The organism is Rhizobium sp. R711, from assembly GCF_002211365.1.
In the GTDB taxonomy this organism is placed as follows: Bacteria; Pseudomonadota; Alphaproteobacteria; order Rhizobiales; family Rhizobiaceae; genus Rhizobium.
Window position 1 is genome coordinate 164,738 of the sequence record NZ_LOKZ01000001.1, and the last position, 26,331, is coordinate 191,068.

At 58.7% G+C, this 26,331-nt stretch carries 23 protein-coding genes and 1 pseudogene; 14 read left to right on the forward strand and 10 right to left on the reverse strand.

All coding sequences use genetic code 11. The features are described 5' to 3' along the window. Positions 1 to 23: 23 nt before the first annotated feature. A complete protein-coding gene (locus ATY80_RS00770) occupies positions 24 to 2,111 on the reverse strand; it encodes an ABC transporter substrate-binding protein (protein WP_088690606.1) in 2,088 nt (695 codons plus the stop codon). A gap of 121 nt (positions 2,112 to 2,232) precedes the next feature. Then, positions 2,233 to 3,699, reverse strand: coding sequence for an alpha-glucosidase/alpha-galactosidase (locus tag ATY80_RS00775; RefSeq protein ID WP_088691442.1), 1,467 nt, complete (start codon positions 3,697 to 3,699; stop codon positions 2,233 to 2,235). A 202-nt stretch (positions 3,700 to 3,901) separates the two neighbouring features. Between ATY80_RS00775 and ATY80_RS00780 the strand changes: the two genes are divergently transcribed. Further along, positions 3,902 to 4,792, forward strand: coding sequence for an AraC family transcriptional regulator (locus tag ATY80_RS00780; protein WP_088690607.1), 891 nt, complete (start codon positions 3,902 to 3,904; stop codon positions 4,790 to 4,792). A gap of 39 nt (positions 4,793 to 4,831) precedes the next feature. Here the strand turns inward: ATY80_RS00780 and ATY80_RS00785 are convergent, their stop codons facing one another. Further along, positions 4,832 to 5,548, reverse strand: a complete 717-nt coding sequence (locus ATY80_RS00785; protein ID WP_088690608.1) for a DUF899 family protein — start codon at positions 5,546 to 5,548, stop codon at positions 4,832 to 4,834. 325 nt (positions 5,549 to 5,873) lie between these two features. Between ATY80_RS00785 and ATY80_RS00790 the strand changes: the two genes are divergently transcribed. Then, on the forward strand, positions 5,874 to 6,209 hold the full coding sequence (locus ATY80_RS00790) for a hypothetical protein (protein ID WP_088690609.1): 336 nt from the start codon (positions 5,874 to 5,876) through the stop codon (positions 6,207 to 6,209). 50 nt (positions 6,210 to 6,259) lie between these two features. Here ATY80_RS00790 and ATY80_RS00795 read toward each other — a convergent pair. Continuing rightward, positions 6,260 to 7,005 (reverse strand): annotated as a pseudogene (locus tag ATY80_RS00795) (phosphoglycerate mutase family protein). Here ATY80_RS00795 and ATY80_RS28825 point away from each other — a divergent pair. Beyond that, positions 7,005 to 7,400: a hypothetical protein gene (locus ATY80_RS28825; RefSeq protein ID WP_189637057.1), complete on the forward strand. Its 396-nt coding sequence runs from the start codon at positions 7,005 to 7,007 to the stop codon at positions 7,398 to 7,400. The pseudogene ATY80_RS00795 and the gene ATY80_RS28825 overlap by 1 nt on opposite strands. A gap of 97 nt (positions 7,401 to 7,497) precedes the next feature. Further along, a complete protein-coding gene (locus ATY80_RS28830) occupies positions 7,498 to 7,791 on the forward strand; it encodes a hypothetical protein (RefSeq protein WP_189637058.1) in 294 nt (97 codons plus the stop codon). Between the two features lie 1,051 nt (positions 7,792 to 8,842). On the opposite strand, the gene ATY80_RS00805 is transcribed toward ATY80_RS28830, so the two are convergent. Together ATY80_RS00805 and ATY80_RS00815 are read right to left on the reverse strand one after the other, a co-directional pair. Continuing rightward, the gene (locus ATY80_RS00805; RefSeq protein ID WP_088690610.1) at positions 8,843 to 9,031 is read right to left on the reverse strand and encodes a hypothetical protein; all 189 of its coding nucleotides are present in this window, start codon (positions 9,029 to 9,031) and stop codon (positions 8,843 to 8,845) included. Positions 9,032 to 9,642: 611 nt separating this feature from the next. Continuing rightward, positions 9,643 to 11,226 (reverse strand): Na+/H+ antiporter, encoded by a 1,584-nt coding sequence (locus ATY80_RS00815; protein ID WP_088690612.1) that lies wholly within the window; start codon positions 11,224 to 11,226, stop codon positions 9,643 to 9,645. A gap of 312 nt (positions 11,227 to 11,538) precedes the next feature. On the opposite strand from ATY80_RS00815, the gene ATY80_RS00820 reads away from it, so the two are divergent. Further along, positions 11,539 to 13,506 (forward strand): EAL domain-containing protein, encoded by a 1,968-nt coding sequence (locus ATY80_RS00820; protein WP_189637059.1) that lies wholly within the window; start codon positions 11,539 to 11,541, stop codon positions 13,504 to 13,506. Between the two features lie 351 nt (positions 13,507 to 13,857). Then, entirely contained in the window at positions 13,858 to 14,079 is a 222-nt protein-coding gene (locus tag ATY80_RS00825) for a hypothetical protein (protein ID WP_088690613.1), read from the forward strand. A gap of 412 nt (positions 14,080 to 14,491) precedes the next feature. Here ATY80_RS00825 and hutC read toward each other — a convergent pair whose 3' ends face one another. Next, positions 14,492 to 15,214, reverse strand: coding sequence for a histidine utilization repressor (gene hutC / locus ATY80_RS00830; protein ID WP_088690614.1), 723 nt, complete (start codon positions 15,212 to 15,214; stop codon positions 14,492 to 14,494). 57 nt (positions 15,215 to 15,271) lie between these two features. Next, positions 15,272 to 16,633, reverse strand: coding sequence for a formimidoylglutamate deiminase (locus tag ATY80_RS00835; RefSeq protein ID WP_088690615.1), 1,362 nt, complete (start codon positions 16,631 to 16,633; stop codon positions 15,272 to 15,274). Between the two features lie 120 nt (positions 16,634 to 16,753). On the opposite strand from ATY80_RS00835, the gene hutI reads away from it, so the two are divergent. The 4 genes from hutI to hutU are packed head-to-tail and all read left to right on the forward strand — an operon-like array spanning position 16,754 to position 22,063. Further along, positions 16,754 to 18,016, forward strand: coding sequence for an imidazolonepropionase (gene hutI / locus ATY80_RS00840; protein WP_088690616.1), 1,263 nt, complete (start codon positions 16,754 to 16,756; stop codon positions 18,014 to 18,016). Then, positions 18,013 to 19,548: a histidine ammonia-lyase gene (gene hutH / locus ATY80_RS00845; RefSeq protein ID WP_088690617.1), complete on the forward strand. Its 1,536-nt coding sequence runs from the start codon at positions 18,013 to 18,015 to the stop codon at positions 19,546 to 19,548. Before hutI ends, hutH begins: the two co-directional genes overlap by 4 nt. A gap of 1 nt (position 19,549) precedes the next feature. Then, positions 19,550 to 20,350: an N-formylglutamate deformylase gene (gene hutG / locus ATY80_RS00850; protein ID WP_088690618.1), complete on the forward strand. Its 801-nt coding sequence runs from the start codon at positions 19,550 to 19,552 to the stop codon at positions 20,348 to 20,350. A 24-nt stretch (positions 20,351 to 20,374) separates the two neighbouring features. Then, on the forward strand, positions 20,375 to 22,063 hold the full coding sequence (gene hutU / locus ATY80_RS00855) for a urocanate hydratase (protein WP_088690619.1): 1,689 nt from the start codon (positions 20,375 to 20,377) through the stop codon (positions 22,061 to 22,063). Here hutU and ATY80_RS29285 read toward each other — a convergent pair. Both ATY80_RS29285 and ATY80_RS00865 read right to left on the reverse strand, forming a co-directional pair. Beyond that, positions 21,997 to 22,506: a type II toxin-antitoxin system VapC family toxin gene (locus ATY80_RS29285; RefSeq protein ID WP_348626622.1), complete on the reverse strand. Its 510-nt coding sequence runs from the start codon at positions 22,504 to 22,506 to the stop codon at positions 21,997 to 21,999. The genes hutU and ATY80_RS29285 overlap by 67 nt on opposite strands. Further along, entirely contained in the window at positions 22,448 to 22,717 is a 270-nt protein-coding gene (locus ATY80_RS00865; RefSeq protein WP_088690620.1) for a type II toxin-antitoxin system prevent-host-death family antitoxin, read from the reverse strand. Before ATY80_RS00865 ends, ATY80_RS29285 begins: the two co-directional genes overlap by 59 nt. 67 nt (positions 22,718 to 22,784) lie before the next feature. Between ATY80_RS00865 and ATY80_RS00870 the strand changes: the two genes are divergently transcribed. The 4 genes from ATY80_RS00870 to ATY80_RS00885 all read left to right on the forward strand — a co-directional run bounded on the left by ATY80_RS00870 (position 22,785) and on the right by ATY80_RS00885 (position 26,302). Further along, on the forward strand, positions 22,785 to 23,369 hold the full coding sequence (locus ATY80_RS00870; RefSeq protein ID WP_088690621.1) for a HutD family protein: 585 nt from the start codon (positions 22,785 to 22,787) through the stop codon (positions 23,367 to 23,369). 201 nt (positions 23,370 to 23,570) lie between these two features. After that, positions 23,571 to 24,584: a taurine ABC transporter substrate-binding protein gene (tauA, locus tag ATY80_RS00875; RefSeq protein WP_088690622.1), complete on the forward strand. Its 1,014-nt coding sequence runs from the start codon at positions 23,571 to 23,573 to the stop codon at positions 24,582 to 24,584. A 75-nt stretch (positions 24,585 to 24,659) separates the two neighbouring features. After that, positions 24,660 to 25,451 carry an ABC transporter ATP-binding protein gene (locus ATY80_RS00880; RefSeq protein WP_088690623.1) on the forward strand — a complete coding sequence of 264 codons (792 nt, stop codon included), beginning with the start codon at positions 24,660 to 24,662 and terminating at the stop codon, positions 25,449 to 25,451. Then, positions 25,448 to 26,302: an ABC transporter permease subunit gene (locus ATY80_RS00885; RefSeq protein WP_088690624.1), complete on the forward strand. Its 855-nt coding sequence runs from the start codon at positions 25,448 to 25,450 to the stop codon at positions 26,300 to 26,302. Before ATY80_RS00880 ends, ATY80_RS00885 begins: the two co-directional genes overlap by 4 nt. Positions 26,303 to 26,331: the final 29 nt, after the last annotated feature.

Genomic DNA, 26,331 nt, shown 5'->3' on the forward strand with positions numbered 1-26,331 from the left:
CATTTTCAGTTGGGAGGTGACTCTTACTTAACCGGACCCTTGTCACCGGGCTTGCCGGGCAGTTGAGCTGGAAACAGCTCGTATTTGCCCTGCTTGTCGGCGGCCACCCACAGACGTTCGCGGATGACGGAGTCCTCGGCCCAGTTGAACATGAAGATCGGGGTACCCTCCGGCACATTCGAGAAGCGCTTGTTGATGATCAGCGCACCCGGATATTCCGTGAGGCCAACTGTGTCGACATTTTCTGTAGCAACCTTCTGGTACTGCTTCATGAGCTCGACGCGCTCGCTGTTGTCCTGGCTGGCCTGGAACTTGGTGACGATATCGACCAGCTTTTCTTCGTAGGGCATCAGGTCGACTTTGCCATCCTTGCCAGCACGATGCTGCCAACTTGTACGCGGACCGAGGGGCGCAAGCTGTTCGGTGTTTTGCACGACTGAGGCAAGTTCGGGCGAGCTGCGCTGGATCAGCCAGTCAAAGCGGCCGGCGTAGTGGGCATCGTCACGCTTCGTGCCGTCCAGGGCATTCAGAATGACTTTCAGGCCAAGTTTTTCCATCTGTCCGATGACACCTTCGGCAAGGCTCTTGTCGGTGGTGTACTGATTGTTGACCAGCAGCACGATCTCGACGTTTTTGCCGCCTTCAGTGCCTGCCGGGAAGTTGACGAAGCCGTCACCATCGGTGTCCTTCAGGCCTGTCTTGGCGAGCAAATCCTTGGCGCCCTTCAAGTCAAAGGGATAGTAAACCACGGACTTGCGATCGTAGAAGCTCGTGCCCGACGAGATGCCGCCGGGATAGATCGCCGTGAACGGCCCCTTGACCAGCGAGTCGCCGATCGCCTTGCGATCGAGGCCCATGGTGACCGCCTTTCGGAAGTCTTCACTGCGGTTCAGTTCGCGGACCGCCTGACCACGCGCATCGGGATCGCCCCAGCCGTTCGCGGAAAGGTTCATGCGCAGATTGTAGCCGATCAGACGAGGGCCGAAGGCAAGACGCGCCGGCGCGGACTTTTCGGCAGCGCGCTTCAGCGATGCCACGAAGTTCTCAGGCTGCTCCAGGTTGGAAAAATCGCCGGAGCCGGCAACAGCCTGCACGTCACGGTCTGCCCAGGTCGACAGCTTGTAGTGCAGTTCGTTGAGATAAGGCAGCTGATTGCCCTTTTCGTCGACCTTCCAGTAATAGGGGTTGCGACGCATCACGATGATGTCGTCGGGACGATATTCCACCGGCACCCAGGCGCCCATCACCGGCATGTTCATGAATTCCGGCGGGAAGGCATTCTTGAACTGGTCATAGGTGTTCTTGGAATACTTCGGATGCTGCGGCTTCAAGATATGCGACGGGCCCGGGCAGAAGCTCGGGTAGGCCATGGTATAGAGATACTGCTTCGGGAAGGCATCCTTGAAGGTCCACTCGATCGTGTAATCGTCGATCTTCTTAAGTGTCGTTCCTTCGCCGAACGCTTCCGGCGACGCACCGCCACCGAGCGGCGAGACGTTCGGATCGATGACTTCGTCATCCCAGTAGAACATGATGTCGTCAGCGTTAAAGGGTGCGCCATCGGACCATTTCGCCCCTTCGACGAGATGCATGGTCAGCGTGTGGCCATCCTTTGACCACTCCCAGCTCCTGGCGAGGTTCGGAAGCGGTTCGGTATCCTTCGCCTGCACCTGGAAGAGCGGCGCCGTGCGCGTCAGGCATTCCGACAGGCCGATGTCGATGCCGCCCCAACCCTGGGTCTGGCCAGCACCATAGTTCCATCCTTCCGGGCGACCACCGATGACGTGACGCATGGTGTCGCCATAGACGCCGACGCCGTCGGCCATGTTTTCGGTCTTGAAGACGAGCGGCTCCTTGGGAAGGCGGTCCTTGACGGGGGGCAGCTTGCCAGTCGCGACGAAGTTCTTCGTCACCCAATCCGGCTCGTGATATTCAGGCAAGGCCTTGAATTCCTCAATGGAATCCCTGGAGACATACTTGATCTTGCCCTCCGCCGGGAACGGCGGCGGTGCAGGCGGTACGGTTGGCTCAGAGGCGTAGGCGCTCAGGGCCGAAACGGAGACGCTGAGCGCCAGTCCGGCCGTAATGCCAATGTTGCGGAAATTTCTCATCGTTTCTCCCTCTTGTTTCAGGGCGCCTTCAGCGGCCCCGCTTCTCCTCAAACGATCCGGCGACAGGCTTGTGAGCGATGGGCTCCCTCCCGGAGCCTATCGTCGCCTGTTTGCCGGCATTTCATACCGCCTGCTTGTGGGCAGCCTTTTCGGCACGCAACTCCTCGATCGAGCGGATGTTGCGGCGAGCTGCGCCTGCCCACTCACGGGTCTCGACGGTCGACTTCGAAAGCCGTTCCTTGGCAGCTTGAACGGCATTGGCATATTGCGGCAACCATCTGGCCTGGGCGACGACCATCTCGTCGACCATCTGCCAGACCTCTTCCGGGGTGGCGACCGCACCGACCAGCGGGTCGTGCAGGACGGCAAGCTTCAACAGATCGATATCGCCGCTAACAGCTGCATGAACCGACATGCGCTGGACGTTGATCGAGGCCATGCAGGTGGCAGCACATGCCTCCGGGATGGTAATGCCCGAGACCATGTTTATGCCAAAGCGGTCGACGAAGCCTGGCGATTCGATGATCGCATCGGAGGGCAGATTGGTGATGACACCGTTGTTCTTCAGGTTGAAATGCCCGCGGTAAACACGTCCGGTTTCCAGTGCCTCGAGAATATGGCTTGCATGCTCGTTGGAACGCCTGGACGGATCGATCGGTTTGGACGCCGATTCGAGGAATTGCGGGAATTCGGTTTCGAACCAGTTGCGGGTCTCAGTCGAGTGCCTGAGATAGCCGCCGGTTTCGCCGTGGATCCAGTCGGACATGTCGATCCACCTGGTGATCTCCTCCGGGCGCTTGCGATACCAGGGGAGGTATTCCGACAGATGGCCGTTGCTTTCGGTGGAGTAGACGCCGAAGCGCTTCAAGACGTCGATACGCAGCTTTTCCTGCTGGGAGAAGACCGGATGTGCCTCGAACGCTGCGATCAGCTCGTCCTTACCGATCTTGCGCCCGTTCAGACGCAGATCCACGAACCAGGTCTGATGATTGATGCCAGAGCAGATATAGTCGAGCTCGGCAGGCGATTTTGCGCCGAGTACCTCGGCGATCTGTTCGGCGCCATGCTGGACGCCGTGGCAAAGCCCGACCGTGTCGACCTTGCCGTATTCGATCGCGGCCCAGGTGTTCATTGCCATCGGATTGGCATAGTTCAGGAACTTTGCACCCGGCTCGGCCACTTCGCGGATGTCTTTGCAGAAATCGAGAATGACTGGAATATTGCGCTGGCCGTAGAGGATGCCGCCGGCGCAGATCGTATCGCCGACGCACTGGTCGATGCCATATTTCAACGGAATGCGGATGTCGTCGGCATAGGCTTCCAGGCCGCCAACGCGCACGCAGCTGATGATATAGCGCGCTCCCGTCAGCGCCTGGCGTCGGTTGGTCGTCGCTGTCACCTTGGTCGGCAGCTTGTTGGAAGAAACGATCGTGTCGAGGATCTGCTTGATCATCTGCAGATTGTGCTCGCTCATGTCGGTAAGCGCGAACTCAACGTCCTGGAACTCCGGCACGCAGAGGATGTCGGTAAACAGTTTTTTCGTGAAGCCGACGCTGCCTGCGCCGATGATAGCGATTTTGAAACTCATGACCTTTGCCTCGATGCGATCAAATTGCCGGCGCTGAAGGATGAGAAGAAGAATAAGACGCGGGCTTGCGCTCGGCGCCAAAAAAGGCAAGAAATCCGGCCTGTTCTCCTCCCCGCCGCTCCTCTATGCTGGCGGTGTTCTCTCTCTTGAGAGCCGATTATGCGCATATTCGGCGAGGCCGCCAGAGAAGGATTATGCTTTCATGGGTAATTCTGTGCTGCAGAAATTGATCGACAATGGTCCAATTATGCGGACGGTATCACTGCCGCGCGGCCGCCAGAGCCTGCACACGATGCCGACCAGCACTGGCTACGAGATCCGCGAGAACGCGACCTATGACTGGGATGGCAGAAAGCGCGGGCAAACACCCTTTACAGTTCTCCAGCATACAATCGCAGGCGCGGGAAACCTGCGCTACGAAAATCGTCGGCTTCGGGTGAAGGAGGGAGAGACGCTGCTGGTCCTCGTTCCGCACAATCACCGCTACTGGCTCGAGGATAAAGAGCGCTGGGAGTTCTTCTGGATTTCAATGAACGGAGAAGAGGCGTTGCGCATCCACCGCTCGATCCTCGCCGTGACCGGCCCGATCCTGAAGCTGCAGCCGCAGACAATCGAACATCTGGCCGACTGCAGTCTGCGGCTGATCAATGATGCGGAAACGCCGGGACTGGCCTCGGCCATTGCCTATGAGGCAGCCATGGCGCTCTACGACGACGTCTTCGGCTCGCATCCAGTCTTCAGCGAAGAATACCGGACGATGCAGCATGTCATCGACTACATCATGGCAAATCTCGAACGACCGCTGCCCGTCGAGGATCTTGCGCGGGTCGCCGGCCTCAGTCGGGCGCATTTTTCCCGAATGTTTGCCGCCAACGAAGGCCTGCCGCCGGCGGAATTCGTCCTGCAGAAGCGGTTGAAGCGAGCTGTGACGCTGTTGACCAAGACCGCCAACATGCCTGTTAAGGAAGTGGCGATCCGCTCGGGCTTCGAGGATGCCAATTATTTTTCCAAAGTGTTCCGGCGGGTCTATGGCACCAATCCGACGGAATTCCGTACAACTGGCATGTATGCGAGCGTCGGCAAGGTCCGCTGATGCCCGCATGGGCGGCGGCATTATCGTGCGGCGTCATAATCACGATTGTGCGGCTTCATAATTGAGCCTCGGATACCAGGTCGGGGGGCGTCCTTGCGGCGTGGTGTCGAGCACGGTCCAAAGCGGCATGAAGTCTGGCGCGCCACGTGGGTCCTGGCCAGGATCTGCGGTTGCCGGCCCCATTTCCGGGTTCCAGAAATGGCGGATCACACCGTCCTTGAGCGTAAAGACGTTGTAGGCAGCGTCATCGCTGCCGTCAGGGCCGATGGCGTGATAGTCGCGACTGAATTCGTCGGTCGGGTCGCAGTAGAGTGGCAGGTGATGCCAACCGCGCTCCTTTTTGAACGCAAGCAATCGCTCGATCGGCGAACGCGCAACCACGGCAAAGGCAATCTGCTGGCATATGTCGGGCACTTCTCCGTCGAGCGCCGACAGCATGGATGTGCACATCGGGCAAGGTCGTTCACGCTCAGGTCCGTACATGTAATTGTAGATGACCAGTGTGAACTTATCCTTGAAGAGATCGCGCAACGTCACCTCGCCACCGGGGCCCTGGAAGCGGTAGTCTTTATCGACCTGGCCACCTGGTGGCAGCGCACGGCGCTGCTTCGCCACTCGCTCGATATGCCGGCGCAGCTCGATTTCTTCGGCAAGCAACTCGTCGCGAGCGCGGCGATATTCAGCGCTTTCGTTCGGAAAACGAAGGCCGTTTCTTCTTGCCAGCTCGGTTGCGGAAACAAGATCATTTGCATCCATCACGTGAAGCTCCTTTTGGTTTTGACCGGAGAATGCGGCGGATGTCCACCGCCATACCATAGACGTCTGAAGAGCGCGAAAATCGACAAGACCAATCTGAATTTTTGTGGGGCCCGAGCAGCTGCACTTTCCAGGCGCTTGAATTTGTTGCGATACCATCCGCCGTTGCAGCTCCCGCGCATATTCTTCTGCTTCAGCGATTTTTCCCCTTCCCCGCCCCGATTTGAGGCCTATGTCCCCCTGATCCTTCATCTCCTGGAAGGACGAGGGAGGCTCCAAGACATCGTGGCAACCGGTGTCGAAGCCTCCCTCCATGGAGAAAACAATGAGGTCCTTCATATCGCTGATCGAGGCAGCCGTTGTTGCGGCCGGTTCCCCTGTAGCATCGGATGACGGCAAGGGTCTCGAGCGTGCCGAGGCCGTCTGCTCGTTTCTCGAAAGCACCGGCTTGAACGGCAATTGCGCCGTCGACGCCAGGGAGACACTCATTGAGGTTTCGCTGGCGGGACAATACGACAGCCCCGCGGACTGTCCTAAAGTCGTCGACATGCTGCGGGCCCATGGCTTTCAACTAGGATCGAACTGGGAGCTGCGTATCAAGGCAAGCGTCAAGGACGAGCCCGAGGTTATCGAGTGCGGTCTTGCACCTGCTCAACAATAGCGGCGAGCTTGCGACCGAAACTCCTAATCCCGCAGTTGAGAAGCGATCGGTCAGATGTGAGACTTTGGTGCGATTGTCAACTCCGATCCATGCGCGACCTGCAACTCGTCGTCGCCCAGCTGCCGGTCGGTTGCCTTGTGCAAGAGGATCGATCTGTAGCCCTGAAGACGCGTTCCTTCGATTAATGTCACGTCGGCATTTCCCGGATTGTCGGAACGCTCGAACCAGTCGACCGGGTGGTGGAGAAGGTTCATTTCAAACGCCCGATTGGTGACGCCGTGACCAACGATGATGACGTCATTGTCTTTATCGGACACAGTATCGATCACGGTTTGCAGGAAGAGACGAAGCCGCTGGGCCACATCGGCACGGCTTACGCCATCGGGTCGCCTTGCATAAAATTTCCCGCTGTTGTTTCGCAGCCTTGCCCACTTCTCGAATTTCATCGGGAGACTTCTGTCGACGCTCCGCATGGTCGTAGATTTCGGTGAAGAGGCCGAAATCCTGCTCGCGCAAGAGGTAGTCCTCCCGAACGTCCCTCACCCGTTCCGGCGGCAGCGCTTCCAAAAGCGCTTCCTTGCTTTGTCGCGTCTGCAGATAGGGTGAATGCCATATATCCAATCCTTGATTTTCACGCTCGGGCCATTGTGCAAGATAAGACGCAAGCGCTCGTCCGGCGACCAGCGCTTGTCAATAGCCCCACTGCGTCAGCGGGACATTGTGATCGCCGAACTGCGCAGGCTTTCTCATTGATATTACCAAGCGATTCGCCATGTCGGAGGAGAAAGATGCGCATTGGCGGCCTTTTATATCAGATGGGACCATCATGGGCGCGATGGTGAGCTCGCAAAGCCGATCACGATAGAGGGTTCACTTGGATCGGTCATAAAAGGTGGTGGCCGATCGCGCGTGATTGAAATCAATCACACTAATATCGAGCTCCGGAATTTTGCCGTTAATGGCCAGTTTGAGAAACCGAATATGAAGAAGAGCTATCGAGACAGGCTTCTCTACGATCGGGAACACAGCTGGGAAGGGTTTGACGGGATTGCGCGTGCTCGGGATGTCATTCGCAACGCTGGCGGCGAGTGCGTTCACCAAAGATCAAGCCGGAAGAATGAAATTGCTAATTCAAGAATAAGTTCCTGCGGTCGCTTCGACTTCTTGTTTAACGAGAGCGCGCAAAAATGACGAGGGTAATTTAAACCGGAACCGCGCCAGAGGGCGTGGCGCTCCCCTAACAAGGAAAGCGACCGCTCCGGTCGCAACCGCATCCACGACAATGTGATTGCCACCGGGGCTGAGTGCATCGACATCGAGGGAAGGCTCGGGCGGCAATGTCGAAAAGAACTGTTGCACGGGCAGACAAGGACCCAACTGGGGCGGCTTTGACGCGCGCGGCAACAACAATGTCTTTCGCTACAATCTTGTTTATGACGTGGTTGGGACGGGCGTTGGCCTTGGCAGCGACGAAGAGATCGATGGCGTCAACGATGATGCCTATGGCAATACGTTTCGCAATGCGGGTGTCGGCTTGATGCGGGGTGCAACGAGCGCCTCAGGAAAAAATCTGCGAAAATAATTCCGAGAACGTCGAAGCCGTCGCCCCAAACTCAATCGGCAAGACACTCGATTTGACCAGGGCATGCCAGGGACCGAAAGGAACGGCAAATCTGCGGATCCAATCAGCGGCTGCAGCGATCCGAGGCTGAGCCGTGAAACTAGACTTGCCCATGGAACATTGGCCGCGCCGACGCAAAATAAAGCCACCATCCAATATGGATACATCCAATATTAACCGCGTGATAGACATGATAGTTGAGACGCCAGTTTAAACACCATTCTCTGGGATGAAGCCGAAAGGGAACGGCAGTCGCCGCGCAAAAGCACGCTTCGGTATGGGCGCCGCAAATTGCGCTTGCGGTTCCAGCCGGGGAATGGCTCAGGAACCCACCTTCCGGCACGCTAAAGGCACCGCCCTCCTGGATCCTTGGCAGATTGCTTAAGCCGCAACGCCTAGATCTGTTCGGATTCGCAAAGGTTCAACAATGGTCAAGCGCAACCATCACCATTGACGTCCGTGCGACCGATGATCGGCTGTGCTTCATGTGGGCGGCCAGAAATGCGGGGTACTCTTCGCGACATTGCTCCGAGGTCGGAGACAACCCATTGCGGGTCTCGAGTTTGCCGATGTCCCCCGAATGGTTAAGCCCTCCTCTTCTAACAGAGGCATACTGTCCTTCACCCAAAGAGGTTATGTTGAAATGGCTCGCAGATCCTCTGTGAGCAGGGTTAACTCAAGGCCGGTCAGAACCCCATCGAGCCTTGCTGAGCCTCTGTCTACGGCCAGACCGCCGCTGTGGCGGCGGTCTCGGCGATTTTGCTTGCGCAAAGGCGGAAGAGACGCCCGAGATGGCTTGCCGCCGCGCTTCCCCTGCCAAGACCGACGCCCTCTGCCAGCAAACACCGCCCCTGGCAAATGCAATGCCGTAATTTAGCTTTTGCGGATACACTAAATTAATTATGCCTCGTTAGCTTCTCTTGCGCTGATCTTGGAGCCGGACCCCAGCCCCTCCTCGATCAACGGGCGTGCGGTTTGGGGCTTAAGGCGAATTTGCTTCGACCGTACGCTCTTAGTGCTCTCGCTCCGAGACGTCATCGAAGTCGATGACGATCCCATGGCGCAATGCCTCTTGCTTTGCCACCTGCAGGGCCTTTTGAATAAGAAGTAGAACGAGGTCGTAGTCTGGGCTTTCCAGCGACGCAATCTCTTGCGCGACCCTCAACGTGAAGACCAGTTGTTCTGCAGTTGTATCGGTCACCCCACTGCCCCCCAAGCCTGCGCATTCTAGACGCCGGCGGGGAGACCAACTACGGCAATGGTGCTGGGGATCAGTACGAAAAACCACTACGATCTTGGTGGAAGCGTATCATTGCCCCTCCACCAACTACAAGCACGGCGCATCGGCAATCACTTCCTGCAGCGCAACACTCGCAACCTCATCAACAAAAGGATTCGTCTCGAAGGCTGCCATCGGCGGCGACGATGCCGCGTCCCGGCCTGCAAGCAGCTTACACAATTTCCGCCGGCCTCGGTCTGCTGCATCAGTTTCCGAAACGCGCCTCATTGGGTTTCCTGACGAGGATGGGCCGCCTTTGACATACATCAATAGGTGCAGCACTTGCTCAAGGTTCGCTCGATTGCAGATCTCCTATTGTCGTAAACCGGACGAGCCTCGTATGGAGATATTGCCAAGGCGCTGTCTGCCACGCGAAAGCGGATCGCCGGAGCAACGCTTGAACCGATTGGGACGAGCGTCTGTCTCGCCGCGGCGAAGGCCACGCGCCCGGCTGGCGCTTGACTTCTGCGTCGATAGGGCCTGTTCGTTGAGGCCCAGTCGGGGCCTTCCTGGTCGTCGGGCATTCGCCAATGCTACGCCTTTGCCGAAATGGCGCCCAGTTCCTCCAGATCCAGGTCCCTTTCCAGTTCCCGCAAGGTCTCGTCGTCTATCTCGCCTGCTCGATGCAGCCGAATGAGCTCCTGGCGGCCCGTCGCAACCGCACTCAACACCACGTCGAAGTGGGCATGGAGGGTTGGGATGTATTCCTCCGTGCGCGCTGCGTAATCGACGATCGCCGTGGCCCGACGCTCATATCTTGCAAGGAGCTGCGGATGAATGAGGGTACCGTCACGATCGTATGCGAGGTCTTTGATCGTGACGAGTTGGGCCTGTGCCATCGCCGCCTCCGCCTGGCTCATTGTCATCGGCGCCCTTTCGGATTCCTGCTCGCTCAGCTTCGCCCATTCGATAACGCGTCCGAGCGTCGTGCCTTGCAAGAGCACAGTTCCGAGGATCACCGCGAACGCCGTCACGAGGATGAGGTCGCGGGCGGGAAAGTCCTCCGGCAAACTGAGCGCAAGGGTAAGCGTGACGACCCCGCGAATGCCCGCCCAGCTCAACACTGTGGAAGCACCGACGCCAAGCGGCCGCGTTTGAGCAAGGCCTAAGGAATTGAACAGCTTGACCATCACTTCGGAGCCGAACACCCATGCCAGGCGCGCAATCGCAAGCGTGACGAGAATGACGGCGGCAGGCAGGCCCATCGTCGCGGCGACCGTTGCAAAGCCTCCGCCGCGTTCGACGACATCGCGGAGCGAAAGACCGATCAATATGAACACCGCAGCTTCCATCAGGAATATGACAACGGTCCAAAACGACGTTCCGCGCATGCGCGTGGCGGCCGACAAAACTGTATGTTGATGCCAGGTCGCAATCAGTCCCGTGGTGACGGTGGCGATCACACCGGACACGTGCAGGGCTTCCCCCAGAAGATAGGAAATCCAGGCAAGCAATGTCGTCGTAGCAATGATCAAGTACTCGTCGCCCAGACGCCGCACCATTTTCACCCAGGCATAGCCGACGACGGCACCTACCGCAGCGCCCCCGATTGCAAGAACCAGAAAGGTGGCGACGGCTGCCGGAGCGCTGAAAGTCCCAGTTGCCGCCGCCGCGACCGCAAAGCGGAACAGGACGAGACCGCTCGCATCGTTGAGCAGGCTTTCGCCTTCAAGCAGGATCTGAACCCTGCGAGGCAGCTTTACCCTCTCCAAAACAGCTCGCGCCGACACGGCGTCTGGCGGCGAGACGATCGCTCCAAGCGCTGCGCACGCGGCCAAGGATAGCGACGGAAACATCAAATGGGTCGCCACGGCCACAACCGCGCATGTGAAGAAGACCGCACCAACTGCGAGCGACGCTATTCCGAACATGTGACGTCGAAGCCGGCCCACGGCGATGGACCATGCGCCGTCGAGCAGAAGTGGAGGCAGGAAGATCACAAGCACGAGCTGCGGGTCCACGGTGATCGCTGGAAGGCCGGGCACGAACGCCAGCATCGCTCCACCGGCGAGCAGAGCGACAGAGGGTGGAAGGCCTAGCCTGTGGGCCAGGTAGTGAAGAGCAATGATCGCAAGGAACATTGCGATCACAAGTTCGAAAAGGTGGGTGCCGTTCATGCGTCTCCCCGACACGGGCTGAATTGACCAGTATGAAATGACGGCTTGACGGGAAAGGCAACCAGCCCAAGCGCGGCCTTCGCCATTTTACGAAGACGGCTATGAGGGTTACTGACGGGGTGCAACCGGATTTTTGAAGAGGTTGGCGAAAGGTATCATTGAGAGGACTTTGCCAGCGCACCTTGAGAAGGTCGGCCAAGAAAGATCTGCACGTTGCGGTTGATACGATTGTCGTTCAGTTAACTGTTTGTATTTCCACAGGTGTAACGGGAACTACGCTATGCATGGCGATCTGTCTTGATGAGACGTGCAATGAAAATATCGAGTGCCAGACAAAAATTCCAGGATGTCATGTCCGTTCGGTCCGATAATCCGGACCTCGTCAGAGCGCAGTATCGCGCTTTTACGCGTCAGATGCCGATGATGTACTTCATCCTGCTTTCAAGTACATGGGCGGTGGCTGTCACGCATATGTACGTTGCGCCGCTCTGGCTCACCGTCGCGATTCCTGCTCTTTTCACGGTTGGCTGCATGCTTCGCGTCGCGTTCTGGTGGAGAACGCGCAATTTCGATCCGACGCCTGGTGTCGCCCACGCGGCGCTTGTCCGCGCCAATCGCCTGGCAATTGCCATTGGCACTGCATTCACCCTCTGGTCTTTTCTGTTGGTTCCTTACGGCAATGCGTATATGCAATCTCATGTCGCCTTCTATATGGCGATCACCGTCATCTCCTGCATCTTCTGCCTGATGTATGTTCGTTCGGCAGCATTCATGGTCGCGTTGATTGTCAACGGAGCATTTGTCGTCTTCTTCGCGGCGTCGAAGCAACCAACCTTTATTGCCATTGCCATCAACGTGCTGCTGGTCTGCGCGGGCATGATGTCCATCCTGCTGACCAACTACCGCAATTTTGAGCGCATGGTTGTTTCACAACAGCGTACGCAAGCACTCAGCAATGAGAATCTGCAGCTTGCCAATATCGACAGTCTGACGGAACTGCCCAACCGTCGCGCGTTTTTCGCGCATTTGGAAGCCGAACTCGAAAAGGCCAGGGTTGACGGTACACGGCTGGCCCTTGGCGTCATCGATCTCGACGGCTTCAAGCCGGTCAACGACCTTTATGGCCACTCTGTGGGAGATCGACTGCTGATTGAGGTCAGCAGTCGCCTTGCGACTGCACTGAAAGCCAGCCGGGCGTTTCGGTTAGGGGGTGACGAGTTTGCGATCGTCGCTCCGATCGTGCCCGAAGATGAACAGCTTGTCGCAAACGCTAATGCGATCTCCGAGCAGCTCAGGGCACCTTACCATATGCCGGAAGGGACAATGCACGTCTCTGCATCCATGGGCATAGCAGTCTTTCCAAACCTCGCGTCAACTCTCGAACAGCTTTTCGATAGAGCCGACTACGCCCTTTATCACGCCAAGAAAACCCGGCGTGGCGGTGCGGTCCTGTTTGATGCGGAGCATGAAAAGCAGATCAACATCGAAGCCCGCATCGAGCACCTGCTCAAGCAAGCCGATCTCGAAAACGAACTTTCAGTCGTGTTTCAGCCGATCGTCGATGTATGCAATCAAGAAACGGTTGGCTTTGAGGCGCTGGCCCGCTGGTCCAGCCCGGCGCTTGGACGTGTCTCGCCGGCACAATTCTTCGCCATTGCAGAACGTGCCGGTATCGTCAGTTCACTGACGCGGCCGCTTCTTAAGAAAGCACTTGCCTGCGCATCGAAGTGGGACGAGCACCTCCGCTTGTCGTTCAACCTCTCGGCGCACGACCTCAACTCCTGCGAAGGCGTACTGTCATTGATCGGGATCATCGAAAACAGTGGCTTTGACGCACGACGCCTTGATCTTGAAATCACTGAGACTGCCTTCACGCTCGATTTCGAACAGGTCAAGCAGTCTGTCGAAGTTCTGCGACGGCTCGGCTGCGGCATTTCACTCGACGATTTTGGCACCGGCTATTCCAGCCTGACGCGGCTGCACGCCTTGCCGCTGACCAAGATAAAGATTGACCGCAGCTTCGTCACGGAACTGCACGAAAAGCCTGCAAGCTACAAAATCGTGAAATCGCTTCTAACACTCAGCCGCGATATGGGAGTGGAATGCGTCGTCGAAGGGGTTGAAACGCAAGAGGAGCTTGCGGCTCTTACAGGCCTTGGAGGCAGACTGGTACAAGGCTACCTCTATTCGCCACCGCTTGGTGAAGAAGATGTCGAAAAATTTCTCTCAAGAGAACCCGATCAGGATCGCCGCTATCTGACGCAAATAGGATTGCGATAATCCGGTGCCTGGAGAACATTTGTCGATTGGGCCGGGCCTATCCGCTTCGAGATTGACAATGACCCGGTGGCCGACGCCAAACGCCGGCAAAGTCGTCCTGTCGCGGCTTTGCGCAATTGCGTAGCACGGACAGGGTATTGCTCATTGCCTTGCCGCTGTTGCGCCTCGTATAGGCATTTCGTCTTGCTCACCATAGCCATCAGGGATGGCGCACCATCTCCGACACGAGCACTATTGCCATTTAGCAACGCTTCCGCTTTTTGCGCCGGTATATGAGCATGCTCTTACATTTAGGAGGTTGCCTGTCAGACCTGCCTCCGCATAGGCTCTGGTTTCGAAGGGAGACAGGCCATGCAATGGATTTCGTGGCAGCGACCGGTGCTGGCATCTAAGATCACGGATCTGATCGAGCGCATTCTCAGGAACTGGTGCGATGAAAATGGGCATCAAAAGGGAAGTTCAGAGGCGAGCCAAAAGGAAAAGAGTCTCGTTCAATGGATTGAACTTGGGGTCACCGATGAGGACGAGCTGACGGACCTGATCCGCAACGACATCGTGATATCTGCGCAATGAGTTCACGGCAGGGCGAGCCCGTCATCCATCCGCTTTGAAATATTGCCGTGGTGATCGGCAGGCGAAGAGACCTTTTGCGACTATGGACTTGCGCAAAGCCTGCTTCATGGACGTGTGACGACGCGGGCGTTCGATGCTCTGTGCCTGCCTCCTCTTCGTGGCGATACGCCTGAGGCGGCATCTCCTGGAAGCAATCTGCCAGGAACGGCTTTCCTTTTTATCAGCCCTGGGGCTTGAATAGTATTGAACCGAAAGATCTCCCAATCCGGATCAGATTGGCGATACTAGCGCAACTTTGTGCCAATTTGCTCGTTACAGAGCCTGGTTTCCCAGTGAACACCATGGCCGCGGTCGCCGACAAAATTGGTTCGCGACTGGGGCTGCTCTGCGCCTGCCGCGATTGACGCGCTGTCTACTGCGAAGCCGGTGTGAAACGCGCCACCAGCGCGTGCCGGTCACCAGGATAGGTGAAGCGTACATGGGTCACTGGCCCGACATTGCTCCAGGTGCGGCGCTCGACAACCAGGCAAGCGCTGTTGCGCGGGATATCGAGCGCTGCCGCTTCGTCCGAACCTGCCGACACGGCGTGAATGCGATGTTCGGCGCTGCTCCAGGGGATCTGATTGATCAGCCAGGCCCCTGGCGCGATTTCGGAAAAATCTGCCTCGGCGGCTTCAGGCACTGTCGACAGGCTGATCAGTCGCTCTTCCAGGCAGAACGGTCTGCCACCCGCCTGATGGATACAGGCAACATCGACGACGGACGATCCCGGCGCGACGTCCAGACGCTTAATGTCATCTGCCTTCGCCTTGCGTTGCTCACGCTTCGAGACACTGAAGGCGTAGGAAAGGTTCAGTGACTGGACCTCGGCCCTGATGTCGTGGATCTCCAGAACGGCCGACTGCGCCTGCGGCTGCGTGACGAAGCTGCCGGATTTCTTGCGACGCTCGATAAGGCCGGCCTTTGCAAGCTGGGTTAGCGCCTTGTTCACGGTCATGCGCGAACAGTCGTATTTCCTGGTGAGGTCTACCTCAAACGGAATGCGGTGGCCCGGTGGCCACTCGCCAGAAACGATGCGGCCTTCGATGTCGCTCACGATCCGCTGATGCAAGGTTGCCTCCTTGCTTTGGTTCATCGTCACGCTCCGTTTAATACCTCCCGCTCTAATCTGTATGTATCGATCTGGAAAGCCCTATGCCGACAGAAGCTCGCCCATCGCCTTCAGGAAGCGGCGGTTGATCTGGTCGCGCGCAACGTGGCGCCCCCCTGAAACCTGCTTGGCTCCAAGCGACCAGACAGTGTCAACGACAACGCCACCGGCGAAGATCCAGTGATCGAGCAGCTGGTCGCCGGAAAGATAGGGCACGGCCCTCTTGTCGAGCGAAATGAGATCGGCAGTGTGACCGACGGTGATCCCTCCTGGTGCCTTCAGTGCCGCACCACCGCCTGTAATCGCATGATCGAAAAGGCTGCGAGCAGTCGAGCCGCCTGGTGCGGCGATGACATTGCGAGCCTTGAGCGCCAGACGCTCGGAATATTCGAGTTGGCGCAGTTCGCCGGCAAGCGAGATCCGCACGTTGGAATCCGAGCCGACGCCGAGGCGGCCGCCTTCTTCGACAAACAGCGGCGCCTGGAAGGTGCCGTCGCCGAGATTGGCTTCGGTAATCGGGCAAAGGCCGGCAATTGCGCCCGTTTGCGCCATCCCGCGGGTTTCGTCATCGCTCATGTGGGTTGCGTGGATCAGGCACCAGCGGCCGTCCACCGGAGCATTGGCAAGCAACCATTCAACGGGCCGTGCGTTCGACCAGGCGATGCAGTCCTCGACTTCCTTCACCTGCTCGGCGATATGGATATGGATTGGCCCGTCACCGGCCAGCGGCATGACCTTGATGAGTTCCTCGGGCGTTGCGGCGCGCAGACTATGCGGGGCAATCCCGAGCTTGGCACCCGGGAGCCCGCCCGTCATTTTGCGGCAGCCGTCCATCAATGCAGCAAAGCTGTCCAGCGAATTGATGAAGCGTCGCTGGCCGTCGATCGGTGCCTGCCCCCCAAAACCGGAATGGGCATAGAAGACCGGCAGCAGGGTCAAGCCTATACCGCTGATGCTCGCTGCGGCCCCGATGCGCTCGGCGAGCTCTGCAATATTGGCATAGGGCGTGCCGTCCTTGTCGTGATGCAGATAGTGGAATTCACCGACACGGGAAAAGCCGGCTTCCAGCATTTCCATATAGAGCTGGGCGGCAACTGCCTCGACGTGCTCAGGCGTCATCGAAAGGGCAAACTTGTACATGACCGTGCGCCAGCTCCAAAAGCTGTCGTTCGCCGGCCCGCGCACTTCCGCAAGGCCAGCCATTGCGCGCTGAAAGGCGTGGCTATGGAGATTGCTCATCGCAGGGACAAGCGTGTCGTGATGCTCATCGCCCGGCTCGGCCCCAACCCCCGTTTCGACGCTGGCAATACGGCCATCGGCGATCGTCAGGCGCACCTCCTTTTGCCATCCGTGCGGCAGAAGTGCTGCGCTTGAGTGCAGTGTGGTCGCTACCGTCTGAGCCATAACGCTTTTTCTCCTCTTGGTGCCGCGCATCTTTCTTTTCCATGGAAGCGCACAAAATTTTACTTGTCACCGGCTTATTATGTATATACATGTTTCCACATAAAGGAAGGCGCAAAGCTGATGAACGGGAACAAATTTTCAAGCGATGAGACAACCGGAAGTCTGCGCCCACATCTGTGGCGCAATGCGCGACTGGCGACGCTCGACCCACACGAGCCGGGTCTCGGCATCGTCGAAAAAGGCGCCATCGTAACGGAGGGCGGCCGCATGAGTTACGTCGGCCGGGAAGCCGACTTGCCGGTATCGGCGATCGAGCGAGCCCAGATCACGGATCTTGAAGGTCGCTGGGTGACGCCTGGCCTCGTCGACTGCCATACTCACATTGTCCATGGCGGCAATCGCGCCCGCGAATTCGAAATGCGCCTGGAAGGCGCGACCTATGAAGAGATTGCACGGGCCGGCGGGGGCATCGTTTCGTCCGTCAAGGCAACAAATGCACTTTCGGTCGAGGCCCTGGTCGATGCGGCTCTTCCCCGTCTGGATACGCTAATTTCCGAAGGTCTGACGACAATCGAGGTCAAGTCTGGCTACGGGCTGAACGCCGAGGGCGAATTGAAGATGCTGCGCGCTGCCCGCCAGCTCGAGCGCTTCCGTCCGGTCCGGGTCGTGACCTCCTATCTCGGCGCTCATGCCACACCGGTCGAGTACAGGGGCCGCAATAAAGATTACATCACAGACGTCGTCATCCCGGCTCTCGAATATGCCCATGCCGAGGGTCTCGTCGACGCTGTCGATGGATTCTGCGAGAAAATAGCCTTTTCGACGGCCGAGATCGCGCTGGTCTTCGACAAGGCCGCGGCGCTTGGCCTTCCGGTCAAGCTGCACGCCGAGCAATTGTCGAACCTCGGCGGTGCGAAACTCGCGGCATCCTATAATGCGCTGTCTGCCGATCATCTCGAATATCTGGATACGGAAGGCGCCGCCGCGATGGCTGCGGCGGGTACCGTCGCCGTCCTGCTTCCTGGCGCCTTTTATGCCATCAACGAGAAGCAGAAGCCGCCAGTTCAGGGGTTGCGTGAGGCCGGCGCCCGGATCGCCATCGCAACGGACTGTAATCCTGGAACGTCACCGCTGACCTCACTGCTGCTGACGATGAACATGTCGGCGACGCTGTTCAACCTCACTGTCGAGGAATGCATCGCCGGCGCGACCCGTGAAGGCGCACGCGCCCTTTCTCTCTTGCATGAGACCGGAACGCTTGAGAACGGCAAGTCAGCCGACTTCGCGATCTGGAATATCGAGAACCTTGCCGAACTCGTCTACCGCATCGGCTTCAACCCACTTCATGCGCATGTCTTCAAAGGCGAAAGGATCGACCGTTGACCATCACCCTTCATCCCGGCTCCGTTTCGCTCAAGGATCTGGAGACGATCTACTGGACCGGGACGCCGGCAAGGCTCGACGCCTCCTTTGATGCCGGCATTATCAAGGCGGCCGCGCGCATTGCCGAGATTGCCGCTGGCAATGCGCCGGTTTATGGCATCAATACGGGCTTTGGAAAACTCGCGTCGATCAAGATCGATAGCGCCGATGTGGCGACTCTTCAGCGCAACCTTATTCTTTCCCATTGCTGCGGCGTCGGCGCACCACTGCCCGAAAACATCGTCCGTCTGATCATGGCTTTGAAACTGGTTTCGCTCGGCCGTGGCGCGTCGGGCGTACGACTTGAGCTGGTTCGGCTGATCGAAGGCATGCTGGAAAGGGGCGTCATTCCGGTCATCCCGGAAAAAGGTTCGGTTGGCGCCTCTGGCGACCTTGCGCCCCTTGCTCATATGGCCGCCGTGATGATGGGGGAAGCCGAAGCCTTCTTTGCCGGCGAGCGTCTTTCTGGCGGCGAGGCTCTCAAAAGGGCCGGACTGAACTCCGTGGTGCTCGCTGCGAAGGAAGGCCTGGCGCTGATCAACGGTACGCAGACCTCAACGGCACTGGCACTTGCCGGTCTCTTCCGGGCACATCGGGCAGCGCAGGCAGCCTTGATTACCGGAGCCATGTCGACGGACGCGGCCATGGGCTCGTCGGCGCCCTTCCATCCCGACATTCACACGCTGCGCGGCCATAAAGGCCAGATCGATACGGCTTCAGCACTTCGGGCCCTCCTCGACGGCTCGGTCATTCGGCAGAGCCATATCGAAGGCGACGAACGCGTTCAGGATCCCTATTGCATTCGCTGCCAGCCCCAGGTCGACGGCGCCTGCCTGGATCTGTTGCGCCAGGTGGCAGGGACGTTGGAAATCGAAGCGAACGCCGTTACTGACAACCCGCTGGTGCTTTCGGACAACCAGGTGGTCTCGGGTGGCAACTTCCATGCCGAGCCGGTTGCCTTCGCGGCGGACCAGATCGCCCTTGCCGTCTGCGAAATCGGCGCGATCGCGCAACGGCGCATCGCCCTTTTGGTCGATCCTGCGCTTTCCTACGGCCTGCCGGCATTCCTGGCAAAGAAGCCGGGGCTCAACTCCGGCCTGATGATTGCGGAAGTAACCTCGGCGGCACTGATGTCGGAAAACAAGCAGATGTCGCACCCAGCCTCCGTCGACTCGACGCCGACATCGGCCAATCAGGAAGATCACGTCTCCATGGCCTGCCATGGTGCCCGTCGCCTGCTGGCGATGACCGACAACCTCTTCAACATAGTCGCCATCGAAGCGCTGACGGCGGCTCAGGGTGTGGAGTTCCGCGCGCCTCTGGCAACCAGCCCCGAGCTGCAGAAGGCAATTGCGACAATCCGCAGCGCAGTGCCGACATTGGAGCTCGACCGCTACATGGCAACCGATCTCAAGGCGGCAGGCGATCTGATCGCGACGGGCCAGCTCAATGCATCCGTCTCCCCCGGCATCCTGCCCGTTCTGGAGAACTGACATGGCTATCTTCGAAGTCAAACAGGGCTCATCTCCTGTTATCCTCGGGTTTCCCCACACAGGCACCGAAGTTCCGGCTGACATCTGGGAGCGTCTGAACGAGAACGGCAGAATTCTTGCCGATACCGACTGGCACATTCATCACCTTTATGACGGCCTTTTGGCGGACGCGACCACAGTGCGTGCAGTGTTTCACCGTTACGTGATCGACGCAAACCGCGATCCGGCAGGTTTCAGCCTCTATCCGGGCCAGAACACGACTGGCCTGGTTCCTGAAACGGATTTCGACGGCAAGGCGATCTGGAAGGATGGGCAGGCACCTGGCGATACCGACATTGCGGTGCGGCTGCGGGACTTTCATGCTCCCTACCATGCGGCACTGGCCACCGAGGTCGAGCGCGTCAGAGCAATCCACGGCGTCGCGATCCTTTATGACTGCCACTCGATCCGCTCGCATATTCCCTTCCTCTTTGAAGGCAGGTTGCCGGATTTCAACATCGGCACTGATATGGGCAAGACCTGTGACGGCGCTATCGAACAGGCGACGCTCACCGCCGTCGAGGCTGCCGAAGGCTATGACAGCGTGCTCAACGGCCGCTTCAAGGGCGGCTGGACGACCCGCCACTATGGGCGCCCCGAGACAGGTGTGCATGCGATCCAGATGGAGCTTGCGCAATCGACGCATCTTGAAACCGAGGCACCGCCATTTGCCTATGACACCGCCAAGGCGGAGCGCCTTCGCATTCATCTCAAGGATATTCTGGTGCGCATCGAACAAATCGCGCCTGGCCTGAAACGATAACGATCACTCGACAGGGGAACACGAATGACCTCAAACCCACGCCACAACATTCGCGAAATCCGCGCGCCGCGCGGGCCGGAGCTCAATGCCAAGAGCTGGATGACCGAAGCGCCGCTGCGCATGCTGATGAACAACCTCGACCCCGACGTGGCAGAAAACCCGAACGAGCTGGTGGTCTATGGTGGTATCGGCCGCGCGGCCCGCACCTGGGACGACTTCGATCGCATTGCAGCGACCCTGAAGACGCTGAACGAGGATGAAACGCTCCTCGTGCAATCCGGCAAGCCGGTCGCCGTCTTCCGCACCCATAAGGATGCTCCACGTGTCCTGATCGCAAATTCCAACCTCGTGCCGCACTGGGCGACCTGGGATCATTTCAACGAACTCGATAAGAAGGGCCTTGCCATGTATGGCCAGATGACGGCCGGGTCGTGGATCTATATCGGCACGCAGGGCATCGTTCAGGGCACTTACGAGACCTTCGTCGAGGCCGGCCGCCAGCACTACAATGGCAACCTCAAGGGAAAGTGGATCCTGACTGGCGGTCTTGGCGGCATGGGCGGCGCCCAACCGCTTGCAGCGGTCATGGCAGGCGCTTGCTGCCTGGCGGTCGAGAGCGACGAAACGCGCATCGATTTCCGTCTCCGCACCCGCTACGTCGACGAAAAGGCAAAGACGCTCGATGAAGCCCTGGCGCTGATCGACAAGTGGACGAAGGCAGGTGAGGCAAAGTCCGTCGGCCTGCTCGGCAACGCAGCCGAGATCTTCCCGGAGCTCGTTCGCCGCATGATGGCCGGTGGCCCGCGTCCCGATATCGTCACCGACCAGACCTCGGCGCATGATCCACGCAACGGCTACCTGCCGGCCGGCTGGACGGTCGAGGAAGCCAAGGCCAAGCGCGAGAGCGATCCGAAGGCAGTGGAAGCTGCTGCTCGCGCCTCCATGAAGCAGCACGTGGAAGCCATGGTCGCGTTTTGGGATGCCGGCGTCCCGACGCTCGACTATGGCAACAACATCCGTCAGGTCGCCAAGGACGAAGGTCTTGACAACGCCTTCGCCTTCCCCGGCTTTGTGCCGGCCTATATTCGACCGCTGTTTTGCCGCGGTATCGGTCCGTTCCGCTGGGCGGCGCTTTCAGGCGATCCGGAAGATATTTACAAGACCGACGCCAAGGTGAAGGAACTTCTGCCCGACAACAAGCACCTGCACAACTGGCTGGATATGGCCAGGGAGCGGATTTCCTTCCAGGGATTGCCGGCGCGCATCTGCTGGGTTGGCCTCGGCGACCGTCATCGCCTCGGTCTTGCTTTCAACGAGATGGTCAGGAACGGCGAGCTGAAGGCACCGATCGTGATCGGCCGCGATCACCTGGATTCGGGCTCGGTCGCCTCGCCGAACCGCGAAACGGAAGCGATGAAGGACGGTTCGGATGCAGTCTCTGACTGGCCGCTTCTGAATGCGCTCGTGAACACGGCGTCGGGCGCGACCTGGGTGTCGCTCCATCATGGTGGCGGCGTCGGCATGGGTTTCTCGCAGCATTCCGGCATGGTCATCTGCGCCGACGGAACGGACGAAGCAGCGCGGCGCCTGGAGCGCGTGCTCTGGAACGACCCTGCCACCGGCGTCATGCGGCATGCCGATGCGGGCTACGAGATCGCCCTCGATTGCGCCAAGGAGCAGGGCCTGCGTCTGCCGGCAATTCTCGGAAATTGATCTGTTGCTCCGGGCCTCAAAATTCCATGAGGCCCGGATACTGCAGCGCTGCTCGAGCAACCGTAACCAAAGGAATGCCTTCGATCTTTGACTGGGCAATCAGGATACGGTCGAAGGGATCCTTTGTGGATCGGCGGGAGTTCCGCGAATGCAAGCGTATGTTCGCCGTTGATTGGCAACTCTACATAGCCGTTTTGGAGAAGCCGTTCTTTCAGCATCGTGGGATCGGCGCGAAAATCCGGGCGGCTCTGCGCTTGCTTGATCACGATCTCCCACAGGCTGGCGGGACTGAATAGGAGTTCGTTCTGTTTGTCGGAGATCAGCGCCCGTAAACGATCAGGAAGCCGCCCGCTGTCGCCGGCCACCCAGATTAGGATGTGAGTATCAAGGAGCAGCCTCATTCGGGAAACGGTTCGCCTCGCTGAACATCTCCTCGATCTCATCCGCCATGATGGTATCGAAATCGTCGGGAGCCGAGATGATGCCCTTCATGAAGCCAATACGTTGCTTCTTCGGGGCATCGGCTTCCTCCAGGGGGACGACTTTCACCAAGGGTTTGCCGGCCTCGGCTATGATGAATGCTTCACCTTTCGCGGCCTTCTCGATAAGCCGCGACAGATGTGTCTTCGCTTCGTGTATATTCACAGTCTGCACGGCAGCCTCGCTAGACTTAGTCCACTAAACTTAGTTTCTCTTCCTCCTTTGCAACACCGAGCCAGGAATGATCCGCGCCACCGTCCTCAGATCCAGCACCTATCGCCGCATGCCCTGGAAGAATGGCTGCGGGGAGACCGTCGAAATTGCTATCTCGCCTGAGGGCGCGACACTGTCGGACTTCGGCTGGCGCCTCAGCATGGCGACGGTTGCGACCGACGGCCCGTTCTCGATTTTTGCGGGCATCGACCGCACACTTTCAATCCTCGACGGGAATGGCATGTCGCTGACGATAGACGGCGAGGCTCCGGTGCTGCTGACACAGGACAGTGCTCCCCTCGCCTTTCCCGCCGATGTCTCAGTTTCGGCAACGCTTCCCGATGGACCAATCATGGACCTGAACGTCATGACCCGGCGCAAAGGCTTCCTCAATCGGGTTGACAGGGTTGATGTCGATTCCAGGGTCACGGTGCATCCGGCCGCGCCGACATGGTTTCTCCTGTGTCATTGGGGCACCCTCACCGTCGATTGCAGCGGTGAACACACCGATCTTGGCCCCAAGGACGCACTTCTGCTTGAGCAAGCCAAAGGCACCGACGTCGTGGTGAGTGGCAAAGCGCGCTGCTTTCTGATCTCCATCGATCCGATCTGACGGGCATAAGCAAGAGCGGCGGAGGCCGACCCGCCAAGGCTCGAATGTCTGAACCTCAAATCAATCACAAAACAATATTGTCGATATACTCTATTAAATAGATAGTTTTCTCTATTTGCGCGGGAGCATCCGCCCTACGGTTTTAGCGTCGAAACAAGGTCAAGCGCTGAAGCTGACGCTTAGTTGCAAGAGGGGCGAAACATGACTATCAGAACATTATTGGCGGCGATTATTCTCGGATCCGGAAGCTTCCTGGCACCGTTTGTTGCGCAGGCAGCAGACAAGAAGGTGGTCGTCGCCTATCAGACCGACGCACTGCCGTCGTCGGTCGCGATTGCCAATGGCGAGCTCGCCAAGGCAACCGGCTATGAGATCGACTTCCGCAAGTTCAATTCAGGGGCGGAAATCTTTGCGGCCATCGCCTCTGGCGATGTGCAGGTCGGCTATGTCGGCTCGAGCCCGTTTGCGGCTGCGACATCCCGGGGACTGGAGGTCAAGGCGTTCTACCTCGCCTCGATCTCCGGCATCGACGAGGCGCTCGTCGTTCGCAACGGCTCAGGCATATCCTCCCTGTCTGACCTGAAGGGCAAGAAGCTTGCTGCCGCGCCGGTCTCCACCGATCACTATCAGCTGCTGGCGTTGATCAAGTCGCTGGGGCTGAGCGAAAAGGATGTGCAGGTCTTTGCAATTCCGCAGCCGGAAATTGTCGCCAGCTACAACAGAGGTGACATCGATGGCGGCTTCGTCTGGGATCCGGCGCTGAGCGAACTGAAAAAAAACGGCAAGGTGCTGATCACCTCCAAGGATGTCGCCGAAAAGGGCGCTCCGACCTTCTCCGCCTGGGTTGCCGCCTCGAAGTTTGCCGATGAGAACCCCACGTTCCTGAAGAGCTTCGCCAGCGTCATCAACAAGTACTACGCCTCCTACGCAACCGATAAGAAGGCTTGGGATGGCGACAGCGAGAACGCCAGGTTGCTCGCCAAGACACTTGGCGGAACACCCGATCAGCAGGCTGCCGCACTCAAGAATTTGACCCTTCTGACGCCTGAGGTGCAAGCCTCCGGAGCCTGGCTCGGCGGCGGCGAAAAGTCGGGCGCTGCCAAGATCCTCAAGGATACGGCCGCCTTCCTGAAGGACCAGGGCAAGGTAAGCGAAGTGCTGCCAAGCTATGCGGCTTTTGTCACGCCGGATGCAGTTATCAACGCAAGCAACTGAAACAAAAAGATAATCGTCCAATCCTTCCCGCTGGCGCGATGTCGCGCCAGCGTCACAATATGAAGAGACCCGCACATGCTCAAAGTCGATCACGCGAGCGTCTATTTCAGGACGCGGGACGGCAGCACGGTCCATGCCCTCGATCGCGTTTGCCTCGATATTTTAGACAACAGCTTCGTCGTGGCACTCGGTGCCTCGGGTTGCGGCAAGTCCACATTGCTGAACGCGATTGCCGGCTTTATGCCGCTTTCGTCAGGCACCATCACTCTTGATGGACAACCGGTCACACGTCCGGGCGCGGAGCGCGGCGTCGTCTTTCAGAAGGACACGCTGCTGCCCTGGAAATCCGTCGTCGACAATGTCGCGCTTGGCTTGCAGTTTGCAGGCGTTCCAAGGGCTGTGCGGCGCGAGCGCGCCGGAGAGCTTCTGTCTCTCGTCGGTCTGGAAGACTTTGCAAAAGCATTTCCATACGAATTGTCCGGTGGCATGCGCCAGCGCGTCGGCATTGCCCGCGCCCTTGCCGCCGATCCCGAAGTCCTGCTGATGGACGAGCCGTTCGGTGCGCTCGACAGCCTGACTCGGGAACAGATGCAAGAACTGCTCGTATCAATCTGGAAAGCCACGGGAAAACGCATTTTCTTCATTACACACTCGATCGAGGAAGCGCTCTTCCTCGGCACGCAAGTCGTGGTAATGTCGCCGCGTCCAGGCCGTGTCGTCGCGCGCTTTGATCTCGATTTCGTCAGGGAGTTTGCCCGAACGGGCGACGCGCGATCGATCAAGACCGCGCCAGACTTTGCCAGTTTGCGAGAAGAGATCCGGACCATTCTTCATGGCTCCGAGGAGATCAGGAGTGCGGCGGAATGAGCAATGTCATCGAAACGACAGGCATTGTCGTCCGGATCGAGCCCGATCAGCCGAAACCTGTTCATATGAAGGGGTTCGGCGCCAGCGAAAGCAACACAGCCCTGATCAGCCTTGCCACGGCAGTCGTTTTGATCGGCACCTGGTGGGCCGTCGCAAAGCTCGGATTGGTGCCGCGGCTCTTCCTGCCAACACCGCAGGAGGTTCTGACGCAGATCGGGGCCGTCTATCGCGACGGCTATGCCGGAGCCTCGCTTGGCGAACATGTTTCGGCAAGCCTCTTCAGAATCGCGACAGCGGCGGCCATCGCCATCGCGGCAGGAATCCCGATCGGCCTGCTGATGGGGCTCAATCGCTGGGCCAAGGGTATCTTCGACGCGCCGATCGAATTCTACTGGCCACTGCCACCGCTCGCCTATCTGCCGCTGATGATCATCTGGCTTGGCATTGGCGAGACTTCGAAGGTAGCGCTTCTCGTGCTCGCGATGTTCGCACCAATCTGCCTTTCGGCACAGGCCGGTGTTCGCTCGCTGCCGATCGAGCGCGTCAATGCGGCGCGCTCCCTCGGCGCCCGGCCGTGGCAGCTTCTTGTCAGCATCGTCTTGCCATCAGCTCTGCCGGAAATCCTGACGGGCATCCGCATTGCTCTTGGGGTCGGCTGGGGGACGCTGGTCGCCGCTGAACTGATCGCCGCAAACCGCGGCATCGGCTACATGATCATGTCAGCTTCCCAGTTTCTGGCGACCGACGTCGTCTTCGTCGGCATCGGCATCATTGCAGCCTGTGCATTCGCCTTCAGTGCCGCCGTTCGGCTCTTGGAAGCCACCCTCGTTCCATGGAAAGGTAAGAGCTGACAAGGGCACACGAGCGCCCTTGTCGCTCA

Bases quoted from the DNA above. Each gene is read 5' to 3' on its own strand.
- ATY80_RS00770 (WP_088690606.1), bottom strand. From the start codon at position 2,111: ATGAGAAATTTCCGCAACATTGGCATTACGGCCGGACTGGCGCTCAGC.
- ATY80_RS00775 (WP_088691442.1), bottom strand. From the start codon at position 3,699: ATGAGTTTCAAAATCGCTATCATCGGCGCAGGCAGCGTCGGCTTCACG.
- ATY80_RS00780 (WP_088690607.1), top strand. From the start codon at position 3,902: ATGGGTAATTCTGTGCTGCAGAAATTGATCGACAATGGTCCAATTATG.
- ATY80_RS00785 (WP_088690608.1), bottom strand. From the start codon at position 5,548: ATGGATGCAAATGATCTTGTTTCCGCAACCGAGCTGGCAAGAAGAAAC.
- ATY80_RS00790 (WP_088690609.1), top strand. From the start codon at position 5,874: ATGAGGTCCTTCATATCGCTGATCGAGGCAGCCGTTGTTGCGGCCGGT.
- ATY80_RS00815 (WP_088690612.1), bottom strand. From the start codon at position 11,226: ATGAACGGCACCCACCTTTTCGAACTTGTGATCGCAATGTTCCTTGCG.
- ATY80_RS00820 (WP_189637059.1), top strand. From the start codon at position 11,539: ATGAAAATATCGAGTGCCAGACAAAAATTCCAGGATGTCATGTCCGTT.
- ATY80_RS00825 (WP_088690613.1), top strand. From the start codon at position 13,858: ATGCAATGGATTTCGTGGCAGCGACCGGTGCTGGCATCTAAGATCACG.
- hutC (WP_088690614.1), bottom strand. From the start codon at position 15,214: ATGAACCAAAGCAAGGAGGCAACCTTGCATCAGCGGATCGTGAGCGAC.
- ATY80_RS00835 (WP_088690615.1), bottom strand. From the start codon at position 16,633: ATGGCTCAGACGGTAGCGACCACACTGCACTCAAGCGCAGCACTTCTG.
- hutI (WP_088690616.1), top strand. From the start codon at position 16,754: ATGAACGGGAACAAATTTTCAAGCGATGAGACAACCGGAAGTCTGCGC.
- hutG (WP_088690618.1), top strand. From the start codon at position 19,550: ATGGCTATCTTCGAAGTCAAACAGGGCTCATCTCCTGTTATCCTCGGG.
- hutU (WP_088690619.1), top strand. From the start codon at position 20,375: ATGACCTCAAACCCACGCCACAACATTCGCGAAATCCGCGCGCCGCGC.
- ATY80_RS29285 (WP_348626622.1), bottom strand. From the start codon at position 22,506: ATGAGATCGAGGAGATGTTCAGCGAGGCGAACCGTTTCCCGAATGAGG.
- ATY80_RS00870 (WP_088690621.1), top strand. From the start codon at position 22,785: ATGATCCGCGCCACCGTCCTCAGATCCAGCACCTATCGCCGCATGCCC.
- tauA (WP_088690622.1), top strand. From the start codon at position 23,571: ATGACTATCAGAACATTATTGGCGGCGATTATTCTCGGATCCGGAAGC.
- ATY80_RS00880 (WP_088690623.1), top strand. From the start codon at position 24,660: ATGCTCAAAGTCGATCACGCGAGCGTCTATTTCAGGACGCGGGACGGC.
- ATY80_RS00885 (WP_088690624.1), top strand. From the start codon at position 25,448: ATGAGCAATGTCATCGAAACGACAGGCATTGTCGTCCGGATCGAGCCC.